At 72.8% G+C, this 22357-nt stretch carries 16 protein-coding genes; 9 read left to right on the forward strand and 7 right to left on the reverse strand.

Going from position 1 to position 22357, the window contains the following annotated elements; all coding sequences use genetic code 11:
- Positions 1–60: 60 nt before the first annotated feature.
- Positions 61–639: a TetR/AcrR family transcriptional regulator gene (locus Aeryth_RS04300; RefSeq protein ID WP_144433659.1), complete on the reverse strand. Its 579-nt coding sequence runs from the start codon at positions 637–639 to the stop codon at positions 61–63.
- Positions 640–759: 120 nt separating this feature from the next.
- Between Aeryth_RS04300 and Aeryth_RS04305 the strand changes: the two genes are divergently transcribed.
- From Aeryth_RS04305 to acpS, 5 genes are all read left to right on the forward strand, one after another.
- Positions 760–1905, forward strand: a complete 1146-nt coding sequence (locus Aeryth_RS04305; RefSeq protein WP_067855117.1) for an acyl-CoA dehydrogenase family protein — start codon at positions 760–762, stop codon at positions 1903–1905.
- A 72-nt stretch (positions 1906–1977) separates the two neighbouring features.
- On the forward strand, positions 1978–3195 hold the full coding sequence (locus Aeryth_RS04310; RefSeq protein ID WP_067855120.1) for an acetyl-CoA C-acetyltransferase: 1218 nt from the start codon (positions 1978–1980) through the stop codon (positions 3193–3195).
- Positions 3195–3944 carry an SDR family oxidoreductase gene (locus Aeryth_RS04315; RefSeq protein WP_067855123.1) on the forward strand — a complete coding sequence of 250 codons (750 nt, stop codon included), beginning with the start codon at positions 3195–3197 and terminating at the stop codon, positions 3942–3944. Before Aeryth_RS04310 ends, Aeryth_RS04315 begins: the two co-directional genes overlap by 1 nt.
- Positions 3945–4309: 365 nt before the next feature.
- Positions 4310–13450, forward strand: a complete 9141-nt coding sequence (locus Aeryth_RS04320) for a type I polyketide synthase (protein ID WP_067855125.1) — start codon at positions 4310–4312, stop codon at positions 13448–13450.
- Complete coding sequence (gene acpS / locus Aeryth_RS04325; protein ID WP_236749816.1) at positions 13447–13968, forward strand: holo-ACP synthase AcpS; 522 nt, start codon at positions 13447–13449, stop codon at positions 13966–13968. The genes Aeryth_RS04320 and acpS overlap by 4 nt, the downstream gene beginning before the upstream one ends.
- A 101-nt stretch (positions 13969–14069) precedes the next feature.
- On the opposite strand, the gene Aeryth_RS04330 is transcribed toward acpS, so the two are convergent.
- The 4 genes from Aeryth_RS04330 to fabG all read right to left on the reverse strand — a co-directional run bounded on the left by Aeryth_RS04330 (position 14070) and on the right by fabG (position 17790).
- A complete protein-coding gene (locus Aeryth_RS04330) occupies positions 14070–15155 on the reverse strand; it encodes a type IV toxin-antitoxin system AbiEi family antitoxin domain-containing protein (RefSeq protein WP_067855128.1) in 1086 nt (361 codons plus the stop codon).
- 86 nt (positions 15156–15241) lie between these two features.
- Entirely contained in the window at positions 15242–15865 is a 624-nt protein-coding gene (locus tag Aeryth_RS04335; protein ID WP_236749817.1) for a TetR/AcrR family transcriptional regulator, read from the reverse strand.
- A gap of 127 nt (positions 15866–15992) precedes the next feature.
- On the reverse strand, positions 15993–17024 hold the full coding sequence (locus Aeryth_RS04340; protein ID WP_067855132.1) for a phosphotransferase family protein: 1032 nt from the start codon (positions 17022–17024) through the stop codon (positions 15993–15995).
- 7 nt (positions 17025–17031) lie between these two features.
- Positions 17032–17790, reverse strand: coding sequence for a 3-oxoacyl-ACP reductase FabG (gene fabG / locus Aeryth_RS04345; RefSeq protein ID WP_067855136.1), 759 nt, complete (start codon positions 17788–17790; stop codon positions 17032–17034).
- A 198-nt stretch (positions 17791–17988) separates the two neighbouring features.
- Between fabG and Aeryth_RS04350 the strand changes: the two genes are divergently transcribed.
- Genes Aeryth_RS04350 through Aeryth_RS17595 form a run of 3 tightly spaced genes read left to right on the forward strand, consistent with a single transcriptional unit; the run spans position 17989 to position 20516 of the window.
- Entirely contained in the window at positions 17989–19536 is a 1548-nt protein-coding gene (locus Aeryth_RS04350; RefSeq protein ID WP_083516249.1) for an acyl-CoA carboxylase subunit beta, read from the forward strand.
- Positions 19533–19787, forward strand: a complete 255-nt coding sequence (locus Aeryth_RS04355; RefSeq protein ID WP_067855139.1) for a biotin/lipoyl-binding carrier protein — start codon at positions 19533–19535, stop codon at positions 19785–19787. The genes Aeryth_RS04350 and Aeryth_RS04355 overlap by 4 nt, the downstream gene beginning before the upstream one ends.
- A gap of 12 nt (positions 19788–19799) precedes the next feature.
- Positions 19800–20516 carry a hotdog family protein gene (locus Aeryth_RS17595; protein WP_067855142.1) on the forward strand — a complete coding sequence of 239 codons (717 nt, stop codon included), beginning with the start codon at positions 19800–19802 and terminating at the stop codon, positions 20514–20516.
- Here the strand turns inward: Aeryth_RS17595 and Aeryth_RS04365 are convergent.
- Positions 20509–20901, reverse strand: a complete 393-nt coding sequence (locus Aeryth_RS04365) for a globin (RefSeq protein ID WP_067855145.1) — start codon at positions 20899–20901, stop codon at positions 20509–20511. The two genes, Aeryth_RS17595 and Aeryth_RS04365, sit on opposite strands and share 8 nt — an antisense overlap.
- Positions 20898–21809: a mechanosensitive ion channel family protein gene (locus Aeryth_RS04370; protein WP_067855148.1), complete on the reverse strand. Its 912-nt coding sequence runs from the start codon at positions 21807–21809 to the stop codon at positions 20898–20900. The genes Aeryth_RS04365 and Aeryth_RS04370 overlap by 4 nt, the downstream gene beginning before the upstream one ends.
- 44 nt (positions 21810–21853) lie before the next feature.
- On the opposite strand from Aeryth_RS04370, the gene Aeryth_RS04375 reads away from it, so the two are divergent.
- A complete protein-coding gene (locus Aeryth_RS04375) occupies positions 21854–22138 on the forward strand; it encodes a hypothetical protein (RefSeq protein ID WP_067855150.1) in 285 nt (94 codons plus the stop codon).
- The last annotated feature ends 219 nt before the right edge of the window (positions 22139–22357 follow it).

The following is a 22357-nucleotide window of genomic DNA, read 5'->3' on the forward strand; positions in this document are numbered from 1 at the left end:
CCTGCGCAGCGCGACTGCGACAGCACCTCTGGCGGCGTCCACCCTTACGGGTGGGCGCCGTCAGTCGTCGTGCGCCAGGACCATCCGCAGCGCCAGGCGGGCGTGCAGCTCGGCGACGTCCTGCGGCGTCTGCGGGCCGGTGGGGGAGAACCAGCGCACGAGGTCGATGCTGAGCGACAGGATCGCCCGGGTGGTGCCGACGACGTCGTCGACGGCGAAGTCGCCCGAGGCGACGCCCGCCTCGAGCACGCGCTGCATGACGCGCTCGATGGCGCGACGCAGCGCGGCCACCTCGGAGCGGTGCTCCGGGGTCAGCGCGTCGAACTCGTACTGCACGATGCGGCCGACGCGGCTGTGCGACGCGTGCCAGGCGCTGAAGTCGTGCACGAAGCGCCGCAGACGCTCGGGCGGGGCGGCGGCGGGGTCGTCGGCGGACTCCACGACCTGCAGGGCCGAGCGGTGCCCGTCGATGCTGACCGTGAAGAGCAGCGACTCCTTGGTGTCGTGGTGGACGTAGACCGCTGCCGGGCTCATGCCGGCGCGCGCCGCGATGTCGCGGGTCGTCGTGGCCGTGAAGCCCTTCTCGGCGAACGCCTCGACGGCGGCCTCCAGGAGCCGCTCGCGCGCTGTGGCGGTCATGACATCGTCCCTTTCGTCGGTTGACAGCATGGCCCATGCCGGGCACGCTAAGCAAGCGCTTACCTACTGGCGCGTCACTTCACGTCCGAGCACGAGACACACCAGAGCACGAGGGACCCGATGGACCGCACCGTCTACACCGCCGACCACGAGGACTTCCGCGACACCTGCGCGACGTTCCTGGCCAAGAAGGTCGCCCCGCACATCGAGCAGTACATCGAGGACAAGGCCCTCCCGCGCGACTTCTGGCTGGCCGCGGGCGAGCTCGGCCTCCTCGGCCTGGAGATCCCCGAGGAGTTCGGCGGCGCCGGCGCCGAGGACTTCCGCTTCAACGCCGTCTGGGCCGAGGAGCTCAGCAAGGTCAGCGCCGCCCTCGCGTCCTGCGTCGGCATCCACTCCGACATCACCGCGCCGTACATCGTCGAGCTCGGCACGCAGGAGCAGAAGGAGCGCTGGCTGCCGAAGATCGCGTCGGGCGAGTGCCTGCTGGCCATCGGCATGACCGAGCCCGGCGGCGGGTCCGACCTCGCCGCGCTGAAGACCACCGCCGTCCGCGATGGCGACGAGTGGGTCATCAACGGCTCCAAGACCTTCATCACCAACGGCTACAGCGCCGACCTCGTGGTCACCGCCGTCCGCACGTCGCCGGAGAAGGGCGCCAAGGGCATCACCCTCTTCGCCATCGAGGCCGGCGACGAGGGCTTCAGCCGCGGCCGCAAGCTCGACAAGGTCGGCCAGACCGAGTCCGACACCGCCGAGCTGTTCTTCGAGAACGTCCGCGTCGGCGACGACCGCATCATCGGCGAGCTCGACCGCGGGTTCATCCACATGATGCAGAAGCTCCCGCAGGAGCGGCTCAGCTGCGCGATCTCCAACATCGCCCACGCCAAGCAGATCCTCGTCGAGACCATCCAGTACGCCAAGGACCGCAAGGCGTTCGGCCAGGCCATCGGCAACTTCCAGTGGAACAAGTTCCTCATCGCCGAGCTCGTCACCAAGATTGAGGTCGCCGAGGCCTACCTCGACAACGCCGTCGCCGCCCACGCCGACGGGAAGTTCAGCGCCGTCGACGCCGCCAAGGCCAAGTGGTACACCTCCGACGTCCAGAACCAGGTGCTCGACCACTGCGTCCAGATCCACGGCGGCTACGGCTTCATGAACGAGTACCGCGTGGCCCGCGCCTGGCGTGACGCCCGCGTGACGCGCATCTGGGCGGGCTCCAACGAGATCATGAAGGAGCTCATCGGCCGCGACCTCGGCCTCTGAGCAGCGCGCCCGTCCGGACCTGAGCACCAGGCCCGGGCTCCCCGCACGACCCCACCACCGGAAGGCAGCACCATGACCGAAGCCGTCATCGTCTCGACCGCCCGCTCGCCCATCGGCCGCGCCGTCAAGGGCTCGCTGAAGGACATGCGTCCCGACGACCTCACCGTGCAGATGGTGCAGGCCGCCCTCGAGAAGGTCCCCGGGCTCGACCCGAAGGACATCACCGACCTGCACCTCGGCGTCGGCCAGCCGGCCGGCGAGGCGGGTCACAACCTGGCGCGTGCCGTGGCCGTGCTCTCCGGCATGGACCACCTGCCCGGCGTCACCGTGAACCGCTACTGCTCGTCGTCGCTGCAGACCACCCGCATGGCGTTCCACGCCATCAAGGCCGGTGAGGGCGACGCCTACATCTCCGCCGGCGTGGAGACGGTGAGCCGCTTCCAGAACGGCTTCTCCGACCTGCCCGGCTCGGAGAACCCGCTGTTCGCCGACGCGATCGCCCGCACCGCGAAGCGCGCCGAGGGCGGTGCCGACACCTGGACGGACCCGCGCGAGAGCGGCGAGCTCCCCGACCTCTACATCGCGATGGGCCAGACGGCCGAGAACGTCGCCCAGCACCTCGGCATGAGCCGCGAGGAGCAGGACGAGTTCGGCGTGCGCAGCCAGAACCTCGCGGAGGCGGCCATCGAGTCCGGCTTCTGGGCGAAGGACATCACCCCGGTGACGCTGCCCGACGGCACCGTCGTGTCGAAGGACGACGGACCCCGCGCCGGCGTCACGCTCGAGGCCGTGAGCCAGCTCAAGCCGGTGTTCCGCCCCGACGGCACCGTGACGGCCGGCAACGCGTGTCCGCTCAACGACGGTGCCGCCGCCGTGGTCATCATGAGCGACGAGAAGGCCAAGGCGCTCGGCCTGACGCCCCTCGCGCGCATCGTCTCCACCGCCGTGACCGGCCTGTCTCCGGAGATCATGGGCCTCGGCCCGGTCGAGGCCATCCCGGCCGCCCTGCGCAACGCCGGCATGGGCATCGACGACATCGACCTCTACGAGATCAACGAGGCCTTCGCGGTCCAGTCGTGGGGCTCGGCGAAGGTGCTCGGCATCCCGCTGGAGAAGCTCAACGTCAACGGCGGCGCGATCGCCGTCGGTCACCCGTTCGGCATGACCGGCGCGCGCATCACCAGCACGCTCATCAACTCCCTGCAGTGGCACGACAAGCAGTTCGGCGTCGAGTCGATGTGCGTCGGCGGCGGCATGGGCATGGCGATGGTCATCGAGCGGCTGTCCTGATGGGTCGCTTCGACGGCAAGGTCGCGATCGTCACCGGCGCGAGCCGGGGGATCGGCCTGGGCATCGCGCAGCGACTCGTCGACGACGGGGCAAAGGTGCTGGTCACGGCACGCAAGGCCGACGCGCTCGAGGAGGCCGTGGCGTCGCTCGGGGCCGACCGGGCCGCGTTCGTCGCCGGCTCGGGCGACGACGCCGCGCACCAGGAGGAGGCGGTCCGCACCGCGATCGAGCGGTTCGGTCGGCTCGACTTCCTCGTGAACAACACCGGCATCAACCCGGTGTACGGCCGCATGATCGACATCGACCTCGAGGCCGCGGCGAAGATCTTCGCGGTCAACGTGCTGTCGGCCGTCGCGTGGGCGCAGCAGGCGTACCGGCAGTGGATGGGCGAGCACGGCGGCGCGATCGTCAACGTGTCGTCGGTGGCCGGGCTGAAGCCGGCCCCGAACATCGGCATGTACGGCGCGTCGAAGTCGGCGCTCATCCACGTGACCGAGGAGCTGGCGGTCGAGCTCGGCCCCGACATCCGGGTCAACGGTGTGGCGCCGGCCGTCGTGAAGACGAAGTTCGCGAAGGCGCTCTACGACGGTCGTGAGGACGAGGTGTCGGCCCCGTACCCGCTCAAGCGACTCGGCCTGCCCGAGGACATCGCCGGCGTCGTCGGGTTCCTGCTGTCCGACGACGCGGCCTGGCTGACCGGTCAGACGATCACCGCCGACGGCGGCCTCCTGCTGACCGGCGGCGTCTGACGTCGCTGCCGTCCTCGACGACCCCGCGGCCACCTGGTGGCTGCGGGGTCGTCCGTCTGTGCCGAGGACCTGCTGCTGCGCTGCGTGACCTTCCCCGTCCATCGGTGGATCTGCAACCGCAGGAGTGCCCCTGATGTTGCTGAGGCACCGATGCGCAGGAGGTCGGCCGGTCGGTGTCGGGGCAACGACAGGAGCGTGTCTGCGGTTGCCCAGGCACCGATGGGGGGAGGAGAAGCGGGCGGGTGGCGTGCGCCGCGTCGTGTGACACGAAGAACATGAGGAAACCCTCGGAATAAACTTGAGGTTCCTCTCACGTTTTGCGACGATGGGGGTTCCGCCCACCTGTCGCAGCGAGGTATCACGACGTGACCACCACCCCCACGAGCCCGACGAGCACCACCACCGCCACGGGAGGCCGCCGCGAGGCGCTGGTCGACCGGCTCCGAGGGGGCCAGCGCTACGCCGTGGTCGCCGGCGGGCAGGGGGAGCCGTGGCTCGAGCCGCTCGCCGCGCTCGTGCGCGACTTCGCCCTCGAGTCCGACGTCGCCGGTCTCGTCGCGCGCGCCGAGCAGCGTCTTGCGCCGGTCGCAGCCGAGCTGCTGCGCACGGGCGTCGACGTCGCGCCGCTCGCCTGGCTCGACGCGCTCGCCGTCGGCGAGTCGGCCGAGGACGACGACGCTCCTGAGGTCCCCGACGCGGCGGCGCTGCAGGCGCCCGCGGTGTCGGTGCCCGGCATCCTGCTGACCCAGCTGGCCGGGCTCGCCGCGCTCCAGCGCCAGGGCCTCGACGTCGTTGCGACGCCGCCCGTCGCCAGCGCCGGGCACTCCCAGGGTGCGTACGTGGTGGAGGCGCTGGCGGGGGCGGACCCGGCCGACCTCTACGCCCACGCGCGGCTGGCGGGCGCCGCCGCGCAGGTCGTCGGTCGTCGCCGTGACCTGCTCGGCGCGACCATGCTCAGCGTGTCCGGGGAGAGCCCCGAGCGGGTCGCCGCAGCTCTGTCGTCGCTGCCCGCCTCGGCCGGCGTCGTCACCCGTCTGCGCAACGGTCGCCGCGCCGTCGTGCTGTCCGGGCCGCAGGAGGGTCTGCACCGGGCCGTCGCGCTGCTCGACGAGCTCGCGACGGCGGAGAAGGACGAGCGGGCCCGCAAGGTGACCGGCGGTGCCCCGTTCTCGCCCGTCGTGGAGCCGGTCGCTGCCCGGCTCGCCTTCCACCACCCTGACCTCGACGCCGCCGCCGACCTCGCCGCGACGTGGGCCGAGGCGTGCGGTCTCGACGCCGAGCAGGTTCGCCGGCTCACGCGTCGGGCGATCGTCGACCCGGTCGACTGGGTCGCGGAGGTCGAGCGTGTCCTCGACGCCGGCGCCGAGTGGCTGCTCGACGTCGGCCCCGGCGACCTCGCGGCGCGTCTGAGCGCCGGGGAGGCCAAGGTCCGGGGAGCGGGCGTCGTGTCCGTCGCGACCCGGCGCGGGCACCGCGAGCTCACCGTGCCGGGCGCCGCGCCGCGTCGGAGCCGTCCCTGGAGCTCCTACGCCCCCACGGCCGCCACGCTGCCCGACGGCTCGCTGCGCGTCGAGACCGCCTTCACGCGCCTCACGGGCCTCTCGCCCGTCCTTCTCGCCGGCATGACTCCCACGACGGTCGACGCGAAGATCGTCGCCGCAGCCGCCAACGCCGGGTTCTGGGCCGAGCTGGCCGGCGGCGGGCAGGTCAGCGAGCCGATCTTCGCCGACCGCATGGTCGAGCTGCGAGAGCTGCTCGACGAAGGTCGCACGTTCCAGTTCAACTCGCTCTTCCTGGACCCGTACCTCTGGAAGCTGCAGCTCGGCGGCCAGCGCCTGGTGCAGAAGGCGCGCGCGGCCGGTGCCCCGGTCGACGGCGTCGTCGTCACCGCGGGCGTCCCCGAGCTCGACGAGGCCGTCGCGCTCGTCGAGGAGCTCTCGGAGGTGGGGGTCCAGCACGTCGCGTTCAAGCCGGGCACCGTCGCGCAGATCCGTCAGGTGCTCGCCATCGCGGAGCAGGTCGCACCGCGTCCGGTGATGATCCAGATCGAGGGCGGGAAGGCCGGCGGTCACCACTCCTGGGAGGACCTCGACGACCTGCTCGTCGCCACGTACGCCCAGCTGCGCGCGCACGACAACGTCGTGGTGTGCGTCGGCGGTGGCATCGGCACGCCCGAGGTCGCCGCGGCCTACCTGACCGGGGAGTGGGCGCGTGCCCACGGCCACCCGGTGATGCCGCTCGACGGCGTGCTCGTCGGCACGGCCGCCATGGCGACGCTCGAGGCCACCACCGCGCCCGACGTCAAGCAGCTGCTCGTCGAGACCCCCGGCACCACCGACTGGGTGGGTGCGGGCCACGCGTCCGGCGGCATGGCGTCGGGTCGCAGCCAGCTCGGTGCCGACATCCACGAGATCGACAACACCGCCTCGCGCACCGGTCGCCTGCTCGACGAGGTGGCCGGTGACGCCGAGGCCGTCGCGGCCCGGCGCGACGAGATCGTCGAGGCGCTCGACCGCACCGCCAAGCCGTACTTCGGCGACGTCGCCGCCATGACCTACGGCGCGTGGCTCGACCGCTTCGCGGCCCTCACGACCGACCATGTCGCCTCGACGGGCATCGACGAGGACGGAGGCAGCACCTGGCTCGACGTGACCTTGCGCGATCGCTTCCACACGATGCTGCAGCGCGCGGAGGCGCGTCTGGCGCGCGAGGACCACGGCCCCGTCGCCACCCTCTTCGCCGCGCCCGAGGACGTCGAGGACGCCACGGCCGCGCTGGCCACCCTGCGGGAGACGTACCCGGCCGCCGACGACGTCGTGCTCCACCCGGCCGACGTGCCGTTCTTCGTGCAGGTGTGCCGCCGCCCGGGCAAGCCCGTGCCGTTCGTGCCGGTGGTCGACGCCGACGTGCGGCGCTGGTGGCGCTCGGACTCGCTGTGGCAGGCGCACGACCCGCGCTTCGGCGCCGACCAGGTCTGCGTCATCCCCGGCACCGTGTCCGTCGCCGGCATCACCCGCGTGGACGAGCCGGTGGGCGACCTGCTGCGCCGCTTCGAGGACGCGACGGTCGACGCGGTGCTCGCCGCAGGCGCCGCGCCGCGCGAGGTCGTCGGCCTGCGTCGCGCGGAGGGTGCCGACGGCGCCGTCTCGCTCGTGCTGGCGGCGCCGGACGCCGTCTGGGCCGGCCGCACGGTCCGCAACCCCGTCCACCGGCTCGGGGCCCCGGCCTCGACGTCGAGCGGGTGGGTCATCGTGGCGCCCGAGCGCGCGGAGCACCCCGAGACGGGTGCCGTGCTGACCGGGGCAGGGAGCACGGCCGAGCTGACGGTCCCGCTCGACCGCGCCGGCCGGGTGCTGACCCTGGCCTTCGACGTGACCGACGCCGTCGCCACCGGCGCGGCGCCCGTCGTGCCGGTCTCGACCGCCGCGTCGGCCATGGTCGAGCTGCTCACCGCCGCGGCGGGTGGCTCGCTGCCGACGGTGACGGACGGCGCCGCCGAGCTCGTCGCCCCCTGGAGCGACGACGTCGTGGCCGACCACGCGGGCGTCACGTCCGGCACCACGACCGACGTCGTCCCCGACGCGCTCGTCGGGCTGGCCTGGCCCGCGGTCTTCGCGGTGATCGGCGCGGCCCGCGCTGCGTCGGGCGAGCCGGTCGTGGAGGGCATGCTCGACCTCGTCCACCTCGACCACGCCGTCGCCCTCACCGCCACGCCGGCCGACGGGGCCGACCTCGCCGTCCGCGCCTCGCTGCGCTCGGTGGAGGCCACCGACCTCGGGCGCGTCGTCACGGTCGACGTCGCGGTGCGCCAGCACGACTCCACCGTCGCGACGCTCGTCGAGCGCTTCTGCGTCCGCGATCGCCCGGGTGACGCCCACGCCGGGGAGCCCGTGCGCGCCGGCGGACGGCTCGAGGACGTCGAGGTGCACCCGACCCCGCGTCGCACCCGCGCCGAGGGCACGGTCACCGCTCCCGCCGACCTGCGCGCGTTCGCCGCGGTCTCGGGCGACCACAACCCCATCCACACCAGCACGGCCGCCGCACGCCTCGCCGGCCTCGGCGAGCCGATCGCCCACGGCATGTGGCTCTCGGCCGCGGCGCAGCGCGTCGTCGTCGAGCAGACCGGGCGCACCCTGCTCGGCTGGACCACGCGCTGGCTCAGCCCGCTGGCTCCGGGGGCGGAGGTCTCGGTCAAGGCCGAGCGCACCGCCCTCGTCGAGGGCGACGAGGTCGTCGAGGTCACCTGCCGTGCGGGCGGTGAGCTCGTCATGGCCGCCACCGCACGGCTGCGTGCGCCGCGCACCGCGTACGCGTTCCCGGGCCAGGGCATCCAGCACGCAGGCATGGGCATGGCGGGCTACCAGCGGTCGAAGGCGGCCCGGGCCGTGTGGGACCGTGCCGACGCGCACACCCGCGAGGCGCTCGGCTTCTCGATCCTCACGGTGGTGCGCGACAACCCGACCGTCCTCGTCGCTGACGGCGTCACGCACCGCCACCCCGACGGCGTGCTCTTCCTGACGCAGTTCACGCAGGTGGCCATGGCCGTCCTCGGGGCGGCGCAGATGGCCGAGCTGCGCGAGTCGGGTGCGTTCGTCGAGGGCTCCGTGCTGGCCGGCCACTCCGTGGGCGAGTACAACGCCCTCGCAGCGGTCTCCGGCGTGATCCCGCTCGAGGCCGTCGTCGAGGTCGTGTTCCAGCGCGGCTCCGTCATGCACACCCTCGTCCCGCGTGACGAGCAGGGCCGCAGCGACTACCGGCTCGCCGCCATCCGTCCGTCGCAGATCGGACTGGAGGACGACACGGCGGGGGCGGCGTCGGGCCGTGGGCGACAGATGGAGACGGTCACGGACTACGTCGACGGCGTGGCCGAGCGCAGCGGCGAGTTCCTGCAGATCGTCAACTACAACCTGCGCGGCTCGCAGTACGCGATCGCCGGCACGGTGAAGGGCTTGGAGGTGCTCGAGGCCGACATCGCCGAGCGTCGGGAGCGGTTCGGCGGCAAGGCCGCGTTCATCCTGGTGCCGGGCATCGACGTGCCGTTCCACTCGCGCGTGCTGCACGGTGGCGTGCCCGACTTCCGCGCCCGCCTGGAGGAGCTGCTGCCGGCCGAGATCGACCCGTCGATCCTCGAGGGCCGCTACGTGCCGAACCTCGTGCCGCGGCCGTTCTCGCTCGCGGAGGACTTCATCCAGGAGGTCGCCGACCTGGTCGGCCCCTCGCCTCTCGACGCCGTCCTCGCCGACGTCGACGCGTGGACCGCCCGCCCCCAGGCGCTGTGCCGCACGCTGCTCGTCGAGCTGCTGGCCTGGCAGTTCGCCAGCCCGGTGCGCTGGATCGAGACGCAGGACCTCATGTTCGCGAGCGTCGAGAACGGTGGCCTCGGGGTCGAACGGTTCGTGGAGATCGGCGTGGGACAGTCGCCGACGGTCGCGAACCTGGCGTCGTCGACGCTCAAGCTCCCGGCGGTGCAGTCGACGTTCGGCGCCCGCGGCGTCGACGTCGCGAACATCGAGCGCGACGCCGCCGCGGTGTTCGCGACCGACGAGGACCCGGCGCCGGTCGAGGACGAGGTCGTCGCGGAGTCCCCGGCTGCCGAGGGAGCAGCCGCTCCCGTCGCCGCGGCGCCCGCTGCTGCACCCACGTCGTCGGGTCCCCGTCCCGACGACCTCGCCTTCGACGCCGCCGACGGCACCCGCACGCTCATCGCGTGGTGGACCAAGCTGCGGCCCGAGCAGATCGGTGCCGCCGACTCCATCGAATCGCTGTGCGACGGTGCGTCGTCGCGCCGCAACCAGCTGCTCGTCGACCTCGGCGGCGAGCTGTCGCTGGGGGCCATCGACGGTGCGGCCGACGCCGACGTGCCGACCCTGTCGGCCCAGGTGAAGGGTCTGGCCCGCGGCTACAAGCCGTTCGGGCCGGTGCTCTCGGCGACCTTCGCCGACCACCTGAAGAAGGTGCTCGGGCCGACGGGTCGCAAGCAGTCGGCCGTGGCCGACCGCGTGACCGACGTCTGGCAGCTCGGCGCGGGCTGGGCCAGCCACGTGCTGGCCGAGCTGGCCCTCTCGACGCGTGAGGGCGCGAGCGTGCGCGGGGGCGACCTCGCCACCGTCGCCATGCCGACGAACGGTGCCGAGGTCGACGCGGCCGTCGACGCCGCCGTGCAGGCCGTGGCGGCACGCCACGGCGTGAGCGTCGCGCTGCCGTCCACCGGCGGCTCCGACACCACCGTCGACGCCGCCGCGCTGGCGGAGATTACCGGCGAGATCACCGGACCCGACGGCGTGCTCGCGAGCACCGCCCGTCACCTGCTGGACCGGCTCGGCCTCGCGGCCGAGGCGCCCGTCGTCGAGGACGACGAGGACGCCCGGCGCGTGCTCGCGCGGGTCGAGGCCGAGCTCGGCTCCGACTGGGTCGAGGCCGTCGCGCCCGCGTTCGACGAGCGTCGGGCCGTGCTGCTCGACGACCGGTGGGCGAGTGCCCGTGAGGACCTGGCGCGGCTCGCGCTCGGTCAGGTCGACGTCGAGCCCGGCCGGTTCACGGGTGCCGGCGACGTCATCGCGAGCCAGGCCCGCTGGTGGGCGGGGCGCACCGACGACGCAGGACTCAAGAGGCGTCTGGAGCAGGTGGCCGACGTCGCGCTCGACACGACGCCCGGCGCCTGGGCCGACGACGTCGCGCTCGTCACCGGTGCCAGCCGCGGCTCCATCGCCGCGTCGGTGGTGGGCGAGCTGCTCGCCGGCGGCGCGACGGTCGTCGCCACCACGTCGAGCCTCGACAGCCGCAAGGTCGGCTTCTTCCGCGAGCTCTACCGCTCGCACGCCCGCACCGGCGCCCGCCTCTGGGTGGTCCCCGCCAACATGGCCTCGTTCGCCGACGTCGACGCGCTCGCGTCGTGGGTGGTCGCCGAGCAGTCGCGCACGGTCGGCAGCACCAAGCACGTGACCAAGCCGGCCCTCGTGCCGACGATGCTCGTGCCGTTCGCGGCGGGGCGCGTCATGGGAGACCTGTCCGACGCGGGAAGCCGCACCGAGGTCGAGGCCCGCATCCTGCTGTGGTCGGTGGAGCGCCTCGTCGGCGCCCTCGCCACGACCGGCCGCGACCACGACCTCGCCTCGCGTCTGCACGTGCTGCTCCCGGGCTCGCCCAACCGCGGCATGTTCGGTGGCGACGGCGCGTACGGCGAGGCCAAGGCCGCGCTCGACGCCGTCGTCACGAAGTGGCGTGCGGAGAAGGCGTGGTCCGCGCGGGTGACGCTCACCCACGCGATCATCGGCTGGGTCCGCGGCACGGGCCTGATGGGCGGCAACGACCCGCTCGTGCGGGCCGTCGAGGCTGCGGGCGTCCGCACCTGGAGCCCCGAGGAGATGGCGTCCGCGCTGCTCGAGCAGGGCTGCACCGCGGTCGTGCGCGAGCAGGCCGCCGTCGCCCCGGTCGAGCTCGACCTGACCGGCGGCCTCGGCGAGGCCGACCTCGACCTGCGCGCCCTCGCCGAGGGCGTGGAGCGACCGAGCACCGACGTCGACGACGAGACCGCGACGGTCTCGGCCCTCGCACCGTCGCCCGCGCAGCTGCCCGACGCTGCCACCCCCGCGTGGGGCGAGGTGTCGGCGCGTCCCGAGGACCTGGTGGTGGTCGTCGGCTCCGGCGAGCTCGGCCCCTACGGCTCGGCCCGCACGCGCTTCGAGATGGAGGTGCACGACGAGCTGTCCGCCGCCGGCGTGCTCGAGCTGGCGTGGAGCACCGGGCTCCTGGCCTGGGACGACGCGAACCAGGGCTGGTACGACGTCGAGACGAACGAGGCGGTCGACGAGGCCGACGTGCACGAGCGCTACCACGACGCCGTCGTCGAGCGTTGCGGCATCCGCACGTACGGCGACGACGGCTCGATGGTCGACAACAGCGCACCGCTGCTGACGTCGGTGTTCCTCGAGCAGGACCTGACGTTCGCCGTCGGCAGCGAGGCGGAGGCGCGCGCCATGCACGCCGCCGACCCCGAGCGCACGACGATCACGTCGTCCGACGACGGCGAGTGGTCCGTCACCCGCAAGGCCGGCACCGAGATCCGCGTGCCGCGCCGCATGGAGCTCACCCGCACCATCGGGGGGCAGATCCCGACCGGGTTCGACCCGGCGGTCTGGGGCGTGCCGGCCGAGATGCTGGAGAGCATCGACCGCGTGGCGATCTGGAACCTCGTGTGCACCGTCGACGCGTTCCTGTCGAGCGGGTTCACGCCCGCCGAGCTGATGCGCTGGGTGCACCCGGCCTTCGTCGCGAACACGCAGGGCACCGGCATGGGCGGCATGGCCTCCATGCACGCGCTGTACATCAACACGCTGCTCGGTGAGAGCAACCCGAACGACATCCTCCAGGAGGCGCTGCCCAACGTCATCGCCGCGCACGTCGTGCAGTCGTACGTCGGCAGCTACGGCGCGATGATCCACCCCGTTGCCGCGTGCGCCACCACGGCCGTGTCGGTCGAGGAGGGCGTCGACAAGATCAAGGTCGGCAAGGCGGAGTTCGTCGTGGCCGGTGGCTTCGACGACCTGAGCACGGAGGGCATCATCGGCTTCGCCGACATGTCGGCCACGGCCGACTCCGGCGCGATGCTCGCCCAGGGCATCGACCCGCGTCGCGTCAGTCGCGCCAACGACCGACGTCGCGGCGGGTTCGTCGAGTCGCAGGGCGGCGGCACGCTGCTGCTGGCCCGCGGCGACGTGGCGGCGCGGATGGGCCTGCCGGTGCACGCCGTGGTCGCGTACGCCGGCTCCTTCGCCGACGGCGTGCACACGTCGATCCCGGCGCCCGGCATCGGGGCCCTGGCGGCCGGCATCGGGGGCCGCGAGTCGCAGCTGGCGCGGTCGCTGCGCACGCTCGGCCTCGACGCCGACGACGTCGGCGTCGTGAGCAAGCACGACACGTCGACGGCCGCGAACGACCCGAACGAGTCCGAGCTGCACGAGCGGCTCGCGGCGGCGATCGGGCGCAGCGCCGGCAACCCGCTGTTCGTCGTGTCGCAGAAGACGCTGACCGGTCACGCGAAGGGCGGTGCTGCCGCATTCCAGCTGATCGGTCTCACCCAGGTGCTCGCGAGCGGCGTCCTGCCGCCGAACCGCAGCCTCGACTGCGTCGACGACGTGCTGGCCGAGCACGAGCACCTGGTGTGGCTGCGCGAGCCGCTCGCCGGAGCGCCGCTCAAGGCGGGCCTGGTGACCAGCCTCGGGTTCGGCCACGTGGCTGGTCTCATCGCGCTGGCCCACCCGGAGGCGTTCGTGCAGACGCTCCCCGAGGGCGAGCGCGAGACGTACCGGGCGCGGGCGCGCGAGCGTGCCGTCGCTGGTCGGATGCGCCTCGCGCGGGTGATGGTCGGTGCGGCGTCGGCGTACGAGCGTCCGTCGGGACGTCGGCTCGGCACGGACGGCGTCCGCGGTCGCGAGGCGTCGGTGCTGCTCGACCCGCAGGCGCGTCTCGGCGACGACGGCGTCTACGTCGGGCCGTCGTGCTCGTGACGTCGGACCCGTCCGGCGCCGCGGCCGCTGGGGCGGGCCGGGTCGAGCGGGCCGGCCTGGGGGCAGCGGAGGCCGTCGCGCCCGGGGTCGCCGTGCCCGAGATCGTCGTGTCCGGTGCTGTCGTGCTGGGCGTCGGGGTCGACCTGGTGCACGTGCCGTCGTTCGAGCAGCAGCTGGAGCTGGCGGGGTCGCGGTTCGCGGGCGTGTTCACGCCGGGGGAGCGGCGCGACGTCGCCGACCGGGCGGCCGGTCACGGCGGCGGCTCGGGGCGCCACCTGGCCGTGCGCTGGGCGGCGAAGGAGGCGCTGGTGAAGGCGTGGTCGGCGTCGCTCTTCGGTGAGCCGCCGGTGATGGGTGACGAGGCGCTGCGCCAGGTGGAGGTGGTGTGCGACGCGTGGGGCCGCCCCCGCCTGCGCCTCCTCGGCGCCGTCGCCACCCACCTCCCCGACGTCGAGACCCACCTCAGCCTCGCCCACGACGCGGACCACGCCCTCGCCTACGTCCTCCTCACCCACTAGCCCCCTCCCCCTCCCTGCGGTGCGCGTTTACGTGGGGCCCAACGTAAACGCGCAGAACTGGCGCATGTTTGCGTGGGGCGGAGCCGGTTTGCTTGGGGGAGTCAGGCGACCGGAAGGTACAGACGCCGGGAGCGAGCGCGCGCGGCCTCGATGCGGGCGACGGTGGACGCCTGGTTCGACCAGTGCAGATCCACCCAGCCCCACCGGGAGACCCCGCGCCACGTGTCACGAACCTCGTCCTCACGGAGCTTCTCCTCGACGATCCCCAGGCCGGGGTCCTGCAGGTGCGGGTTCAGGCGTCCGTACTTGATGAGTCCGTCGAACTCGCCGACGTGGCGATCTGCGGTCCACTCGAAGTCGACGCGTCCGACCCTTCGGCCGTGACCATCGACGATGATGACCTGGAGGTCGGGCAGGTCTGTCCCATGGCGCCAGAACATCACGAACGAGCGAGCCTCTCCCGCGCTCTCCAGGCGTCCGTCGGCGAGCTGGACGGTCTGGCGCACCGTCTCTGCCCCTGCCCATGACCGGAAGCGTGCGACCTGCTCGCCGAGCTCGGCCTCGGTCGTCCCGCGAGATCGAAGCGCCGAGCTCAGCGCGACGACGCCCTGCTCCACGCCGGTGAACGCAGCGATCTGCAGCGCTGCGATCGATGGGAGGACGGTGGGCACGCCGGCGGCGATGGTGACGTCGTCCGCGCGGAGGTCCGGTTCGTGCCAGACGACCCCCGCTATGTGACGCCCTGACCTCCCGTCGGTGCGGGCGAGGTGGATGAGTGAGAGGTCGGTGCCCCAGAGGTCGAGACCGAGCAATGCCGCTGCGGACTGGTGGGTCGCAACGGCACCGTCGTCAGCGCGCTCGAGCACCGAGCGGGTGAGGATCGCGTGCTTCTGTACGGCGTCGGCATGCTCCCACAAGCCCCGTGGCACGTACGTACCGTGGCGCGGCCGTGCGAGCACACCCTCGCGGGTCAGCGAGCAGATGCGCCGTTGGCTGAGTCCCAGCTCGAGCAGATGACGCGTCAGCAGGTAGCCGCCGTGATGATGGGCGAGTGCGGCGAGCTCGTCGTGAGTCATCCTCCCAACCAAGACCTTCTCCAGCTGGAGGAGGAGGCCACGCCGACGCCCTGTGGACGAGCTGATCGTCTCCGGTGGGTGCGCGGCGTCTTTGTGGACCAACACCCCCACGTAAACCGGCTCCGCCCCACGCAAGAATGCGCCTCACGTGCGCGTTTACGTGGGGCCCCACGTAAACGCGCACGTGCGGGGAGGGGTCAGCGGGGGTCGGGCTCGGAGGCGAGGAGGTAGGAGGCGAGGAGGCGCTTGAGCTCGATGACGGCCTCGGCGTGGCTCTGGCCGTCGCGGACGGAGAAGTTCAGCATCGAGTAGGTCACGTGCACGAGCACCTCGGCCATGATCTGGCGACGTTCGCGCGGGGTGCCCGGGGTGAGGGGGGCGAGGAAGCGGGCGACGGCGGCGGCCAGCTCGCGCTCGGTCACGGCGGCGGTCGCGCGGGTCGCGGGGGTCGACTGCACGGCCAGCCACACGGCGCGCCGCGACGGGTCGTCGGACCACAGGCCCGCCATGTGGTCGATCATCCGGTCGAGGAAGCGCAGCCAGTCCAGCGACGGGATCATCTCCGAGAAGCGGGTGAGCTCCTCGTGCACGGCGACGGCGTCCTGGCGGTCGAGCTCGCAGACGATCACGTACTTGTTCGCGAAGTACTGGTAGAGCGTGCCCGTCGGCAGCCCCGCGCGCTGCGAGACCTCCTCGCACGTGAACGACTCGAACCCGACGTCGAGCAGCAGGTCGCGCGCCGTGCGCAGCAGCAGCTCGAACTTGGCCCGACTGCGCTCCTGCGTGGGGCGACGTCGGGGCTCGAGGATCTCGGCGGTCACGCGGCCCACCCTAGGGGACGCGCGACGACGAGGAGTGCGTTCCCGGCCGTGACCTACTCGCGGGTCACCACGCGCTCCGCCGCGACGACGACGGGGCGACGGGGCGACGACGTGGGGGAGCGGCGCCTCAGGCCCGCAGGCCGGCCTGGATGAGCGGCTCGATGAGGTCGCCGATGCCGTCGAAGCCGGCGCCCAGGGTCTGGCCGTGGCTGTGCCGGAAGTGGATGCCCTCGAGGATCACGGCGAGCTTGAAGAAGGCGAGCGCCAGGTGGAAGTCGATGTCGGAGACGTCGCGTCCGGACTGCTGTGCGTAGCGCGCCAGCACCTCATCGCGCGAGAGGTACCCGGGTGCCTGCGCGGCGTCGGTGACCAGCCCGGCCCCGGCGCCTGCGCCCGCCTCCTCGGCCAGCTGCTGGTAGGCGAGCAGCACGGCGACGTCGGTGAGCGGGTCGCCGAGCGTGCTCATCTCCCAGTCGAGCACCGCGGTCACCTGGTCACCGCCGTCGGGGCTCGCGTCGACGAGGAGGTTGTCGAGGCGGTAGTCGCCGTGCACGATCGTGCCCTCACCGGCCGCCGGGATCGACGCGTCGAGGCGCGCGATCAGCTCGTCCATGCCCGGGAGGTCGCGGCTGCGCGACGCGTCGAGCTGCTTCTTCCAGCGCCGCACCTGACGCTCGAGGTACCCGTCGGGCCGGCCGAAGTCGCCGAGGCCGACGTCGTCGGGGTCGACGGCGTGCAGGTCGGCGAGCACGTCGACCATGCGCCCGGTGATGGTCCGCACCCGCTGCTCGCCGAGGGCGGCGAGGTCCGACGCCCGCGCGAACGGCGTGCCGACGACGCGCTCCATCACGTAGAACGGCGCCCCGACGACGGTGTCGTCCTGGCAGAGCCCGTAGGTGGTCGGCACGGGGACCGCGGTGTCGGCGAGCGCCGCGATGACGCGGTGCTCGCGGCCCATGTCGTGGGCGGTGGCGAGCACGTGCCCGAGGGGCGGCCGGCGGACGATGACGTCGCGACGTCCGTCGGTGACGGCGTACGTCAGGTTCGACTTGCCGCCGGTGATGAGCGACGCCTCGAGCGGGCCGACGAGCAGGCCGGGAGCCTGCTCGTCGAGCCAGCGCGCGAAGGCGTCGAGGTCGAGTCCCTCGGGCGTGCTCACGGTCGATTCAGTCCTTCGGTCCGCCGGCGACGTAGATGACCTGGCCCGACACGAAGCCGGCGCCCTCGCTCACGAGGAACGACGCGGTGTGCGCGATGTCCTCGGGCTGGCCGACGCGCTGGACGGGGATCTGCTCGGCGCTGAACTTGATGAAGTCGTCGAACGGGACGCCGATGCGCTCCGCGGTCGCGGCCGTCATGTGGGTCTGGATGAAGCCCGGGGCGATCGCGTTGGCCGTCACGCCGAACTTGCCGAGCTCGATGGCGAGGGTCTTGGTGTAGCCCTGCAGACCGGCCTTGGCGGCGGAGTAGTTCGCCTGGCCGCGGTTGCCGAGCGCGGAGGTGCTCGAGAGGTTGACGATGCGGCCGAACTTCGCCTCGACCATGTGCTTCTGGGTGGCCTTGACGGTGTTGAAGGAGCCGCGCAGGTGGACGGCCATGACGGCGTCCCAGTCCTCGACGGTCATCTTGAACAGCAGGTTGTCGCGGATGATGCCGGCATTGTTGACGACGACGGTCGGGCCGCCGAGCTCGGCGGTGATCCGCTCGACGGCGGCGTCGACGGCGGCGGGGTCGGAGACGTCGGCGCCGACCGCGAGGGCCGCGCCACCGGCCGCGGTGATGGCCTCGACGGTGTCGGAGCAGGCGTTCTCGTCGAGGTCGACGACGGCGACGGCCAGGCCGTCGGCGGCCAGGCGCTGGGCCACGGCGGCACCGATGCCTTGGGCGGCGCCGGTGACGAGGGCGGTGCGGCGGTTCTCGCTCATGCAGTTCTCCTGAGGTAAGCGCTTGCTTAGGTCTGGGCTCACGGTAGCGCACGGCGCTCGCCGCGACCAGGGCCCGACCCGGCCCTCGGTCGTCGCCAGGCGCGGCGCGGCGGCGACGCGCGAGGTGAGTCACAGAAGATGAGGAATCCCTCGGTTTTGGGGTAAGGTTGAGGAAACCCTCATGTTTCAGGAGATCGCATGACGCAGCTCGACGTGCCCGCCCCCGACGTCGCGGTCGACCCCGCGGCGGGTGCGGCGGCGCAGGCAGGCCGGCCCCACCACCGCGACGTCCTCGCGCAGCGACGGGCGGACCGCACGGCGCGCGTCGAGCCTCGCGGTCGCCGTCAGCACACCGCCCGCGAGCGGGCGCACCTCCTCGTCGACGAGGGCACGTTCGTCGAGATCTCGCCGTTGCGCACGGCGGGTCCCTCCAGCGGCAGCGGCGTCGTCATCGGCTGGGGCCTCGTCGGCGGACGTCCGGTGGTCGTGGCCAGCCACGACGCCGCCGTCGCCTCGGGCGCGATCGGCGCCGTGTTCGCCGAGACCGTCCAGCGGGCGCAGCGCATCGCCATCGACCGCGGCCACCCGATCGTCTACATCAACGACTCCGGGGGAGCGCGGATCCACGACGGCATCCACGCCCTCCACGGGTGCGGCGGCATCTTCGCGAACAACGTGGAGGCCAGCCGGAAGATCCCGCAGATCTCGCTCATCCTCGGCCCCTGCGCAGGTGCCGCCGCGTACTCGCCGGCGCTGACCGACTGGACGATCATGGTCAAGGAGCAGGGACAGATGTTCCTCACCGGCCCCGAGATCGTCCGCGCGGCCACCGGTGAGGACGCGACCGCCGACGAGATCGGCGGCTCGGGCATGCACACCCGCACGAGCGGCGTCGCCCACCTCGAGGTCGACGACGAGCAGGCCGCGCTCGACGCCGCCCGCGGCATCCTCTCCTTCCTGCCCTCGCACGTCGGCGGCGCGCCGGCGCTCGTCGACCCCGTGCCCGCCCGGGCCGAGGCGGTCGCCCGGTTGCCGCACGTCGTGCCCGACAAGTCGAGCATCGTCTTCGACATGCACGAGGTGCTCGACGGTGTCCTCGACGACCGCCCCCGCCTCGAGCTCAGCCCCGGCCATGCCCCGAGCGTGCTGACGGTGCTCGCCCACCTCGACGGCCGTCCGGTGGGCATCGTCGCCAACCAGCCGAAGGCGCGTGGCGGCATCCTCGACGCCAAGGCATCGGTGAAGGCCTCGCGGTTCGTCGACTTCTGCGCCCGCTACGGACTGCCCGTGCTGACCTTCGTCGACGTGCCCGGCTTCCTGCCCGGCACGGTCGAGGAGGGGCGCGGCGTCATCACGCAGGGCGCGACCATGCTGCGCGCGTACGTCGAGGCGCAGTCGCCCGTGCTCACCGTCGTGGTCCGCAAGGCGTACGGCGGCGCGTACATCGCCATGGGCTCGCGCTCCCTGGGCGCCGACTTCACCTGGGCGTGGTCGGGCTCGGAGATCGCCGTCATGGGCCCGGGTGGCGCCGTCGCGCTGCTGCACCGCCGCGCGCTGAAGGACGCCGAGGACCCCGACGCCCTGCGCGACGAGCTCGCCGCCGAGTACCGCGAGAACGTCGCCCGGCCCTACCTCGCCGCCGAGGCGGGCATCCTCGACGACGTGATCGTCCCGGAGGAGACGCGCGACCGCATGGTGCAGGCGCTCGGCGTCCTCGCCCCGCGCGTCGAGGGGGGCCGCGCATGAGCGCCACGACCACCGCGACGGCGAGCGCCGACATCGTCTCCAACGTCTGGAAGCTCGTCACCGAGATCGGCGCGCAGGTGCGCCAGGGCGACGTCCTCGCCGTGCTCGAGTCGATGAAGATGGAGCTGCCCGTGCACGCGCCGGCCACTGGCACCGTGGCGGAGGTGCTCGTCACCGAGGGGCAGATCGTCCAGGAGGGCGACCCCCTCGTCGTCATCGCCACCGCGGACGAGGGGCCGGCTCCCGTCTGAGAGCATGCTCGGGTGACCGAGCCGACCACGCCCCTCGTCCACGACCTGCCGATGCGCTGGGCCGACCTCGACCAGCTGGGCCACGTCAACAACGTCACCTACGTCGACTACGCCGCCGAGGCGCGGGCGGTGCACGTGGCCGACGGCGACCTGCAGGACCGGCGGGCGCGCACCGTGTCGGTGGAGTACCTGCGGCCCCTGCTGCTGAGCAGCACCCCCGTGCGCGTGACGTCGACCGACGACGGCGAGCGCCTGGTGCAGGAGATCGCGCCGGCCACGGCGACGACCCCGTTCGCCCGGGCGACCTGGCACGACGAGCCGCTGCCCGACCTCGGCCTCGGTGCCTCGGGGGAGACCTACGACCTGCGCGTGCGGCAGAGCGACCTGGGCCCCGACGGCGACGCGACGGTCGAGGCGCTCTTCGAGTTCGCCCAGGAGGCGCGCATCGTCTCGGTCGTCCGCGTGGCCGGCACCGCGGGGAGCGGTCGGTACGTGGTCGCGAGGGTCGACGTGCAGCGCGGCGGCCCCTTCACCTGGGGTGCCGTCACCACGCGGGCACGCAGCGTCGTCACGCGCGTCGGACGCTCGTCGTTCACCGTCACCACGCTCTTCGACGACGGGCGCCAGGGTCGTGCCGACGCGGTGCTCGTCGGCTTCGACCTCGAGACCCAGACGTCGCGCGTGCTCGGCGCCGAGGAGCGGGCCGTGCTGGAGGCGCAGCTCAGCTGACGGGCGCGTCGTCGGCGGTGTTCACCATGAACGTCGCCGCGTGCTGCACGTAGGCCCAGAACTGCGCGTCCTGCTCGGGCGTGAGGTCGACCGCGTCGAGGCCGGCGCGGAAGTGGTGCAGCCAGCGGTCGCGGGCGGCCATCGTGACGGCGAACGGCGCGTGGCGCATGCGCAGGCGCGGGTGGCCGCGCGTCTCGCTGTACGTCGTCGGGCCTCCCCAGTACTGCTCGAGGAACAGGGTGAACCGCTCGGCCGCCGGCGCGAGGTCCTCCTCCGGGTACATGGGGCGCAGCAGGGCGTCGGTGGCCACCCCGGCGTAGAAGACGGCGACGATCCGCTCGATGGTCGCGCGGCCGCCGATCTCCTCGTAGAACGTGGTGCTCACGGCGCGGGCCTCTCGAACGGGATGGCGCTCGACGGGATGCGGATGCCGGCCTTGTCGAAGCGACGCTTGACGCGCTGGCGCAGCGTGCGGGCCACGAGCCATTGCTGCAGCGGGGCGGTCTTCAGGACGACGCGCACGACGACGCCGTCCTTGTCGAAACGCTCCACACCCCACACCTCGGGCTCCTCGATGATGACGCCGGCGAAGCGGTCCTCACGGTACATCGACTCGGCCTCCTCGGCGAGGATCGACTGCACCTCGTCGAGGTCGGAGTCGTAGTCGACGGTGACGTCGAGGACGGTGCGCGCCCAGTTCTGGCTCTGGTTGCCGACCCGGAGGATCTCGCCGTTGCGGACGTACCAGACGGTGCCGTTGACGTCGCGCAGGCGGGTGACGCGCAGGCCGACGGCCTCGACCGTGCCGCTCGCCTCGCCCAGGTCGACGGAGTCGCCGACGCCGTACTGGTCCTCGAGGATCATCGAGACGCCCGCGAGGTAGTCCTTGACGAGGGTCTGGGCGCCGAAGCCGAGTGCGACGCCGAGGATGCCGGCGCTGGTGAGCAGCGGCGCGATCGGCACGCCGACGACGCCGAGCACCATCACGAACGCGACGCCGGCGATGACGAGGCCGACGATCGAGCTCAGCAGGTCGCCCATGGCCTGGGCACGCTGCTTGCGCCGCTCGCCGGAGCCGGGGCGCAGGTCCGACAGGAGGGCCCCGGCGCGGCTGTTGGCGAGCGCGTCCGGCACCTGCCCCTCGCCGGCTCGCTTGACGACCCGACGGATCGCGCGGCGGGTGACCCAGCGGACCACCATCGCCACGAGGAGGATCACGAGGATCTGGGTCCCGCTCTCCATCAGCCGGTCGCCGGTCCAGGCCGACGGCAGGTTCACGTCGAGGCTCAGCATGGTCACCAGCCTACGGGCGGGGCCAGGGACGATACGATGGCCCCATGAAGGCTCCCGCGCGCATCCTCGCCGTCGTCGTCTCCACGCTCGTGGTGCTCGGCACGACCTCTGCCACGGCCTGGGCCGACTCGCCCGCCTCCGAGGCCTGGCCCGCCCCGCCGGAGCGCAGCACGCTCGAGTGGATCCTCCTCGTCGGCGGCGGCACCGTGGGTCTCTTCGTCGTCGTCGCCCTCTTCGGCCTGCTCACGGCGCGCAACAACTACGTGCCCCCGCCGCCGTCCACCGACCTCGAGGTCGCGCCCGGCAACGAGGCTGCGCACCACCACTGACCGACCCTCACCTCGGCCGGCTCGTCCTCGGCGGGCCGGCCGAGGTGCGTCGTGGGGCGGGAGATTCCCAGGTGGACCTGGGAATCTTCGCTAGGCGCGAGAATCTCTGGCCAGGCACGGGAATCTCAGCCAGGCACGGAAAGGTACCCGTGCTTCCCTGAGATTCCCGTGCTCGGTGGAGATTCCCAGGTCGACCTGGGAATCTCCACCCTCAAGGAG

Source organism: Aeromicrobium erythreum (assembly GCF_001509405.1).
In the GTDB taxonomy this organism is placed as follows: domain Bacteria; phylum Actinomycetota; class Actinomycetes; order Propionibacteriales; family Nocardioidaceae; genus Aeromicrobium; species Aeromicrobium erythreum.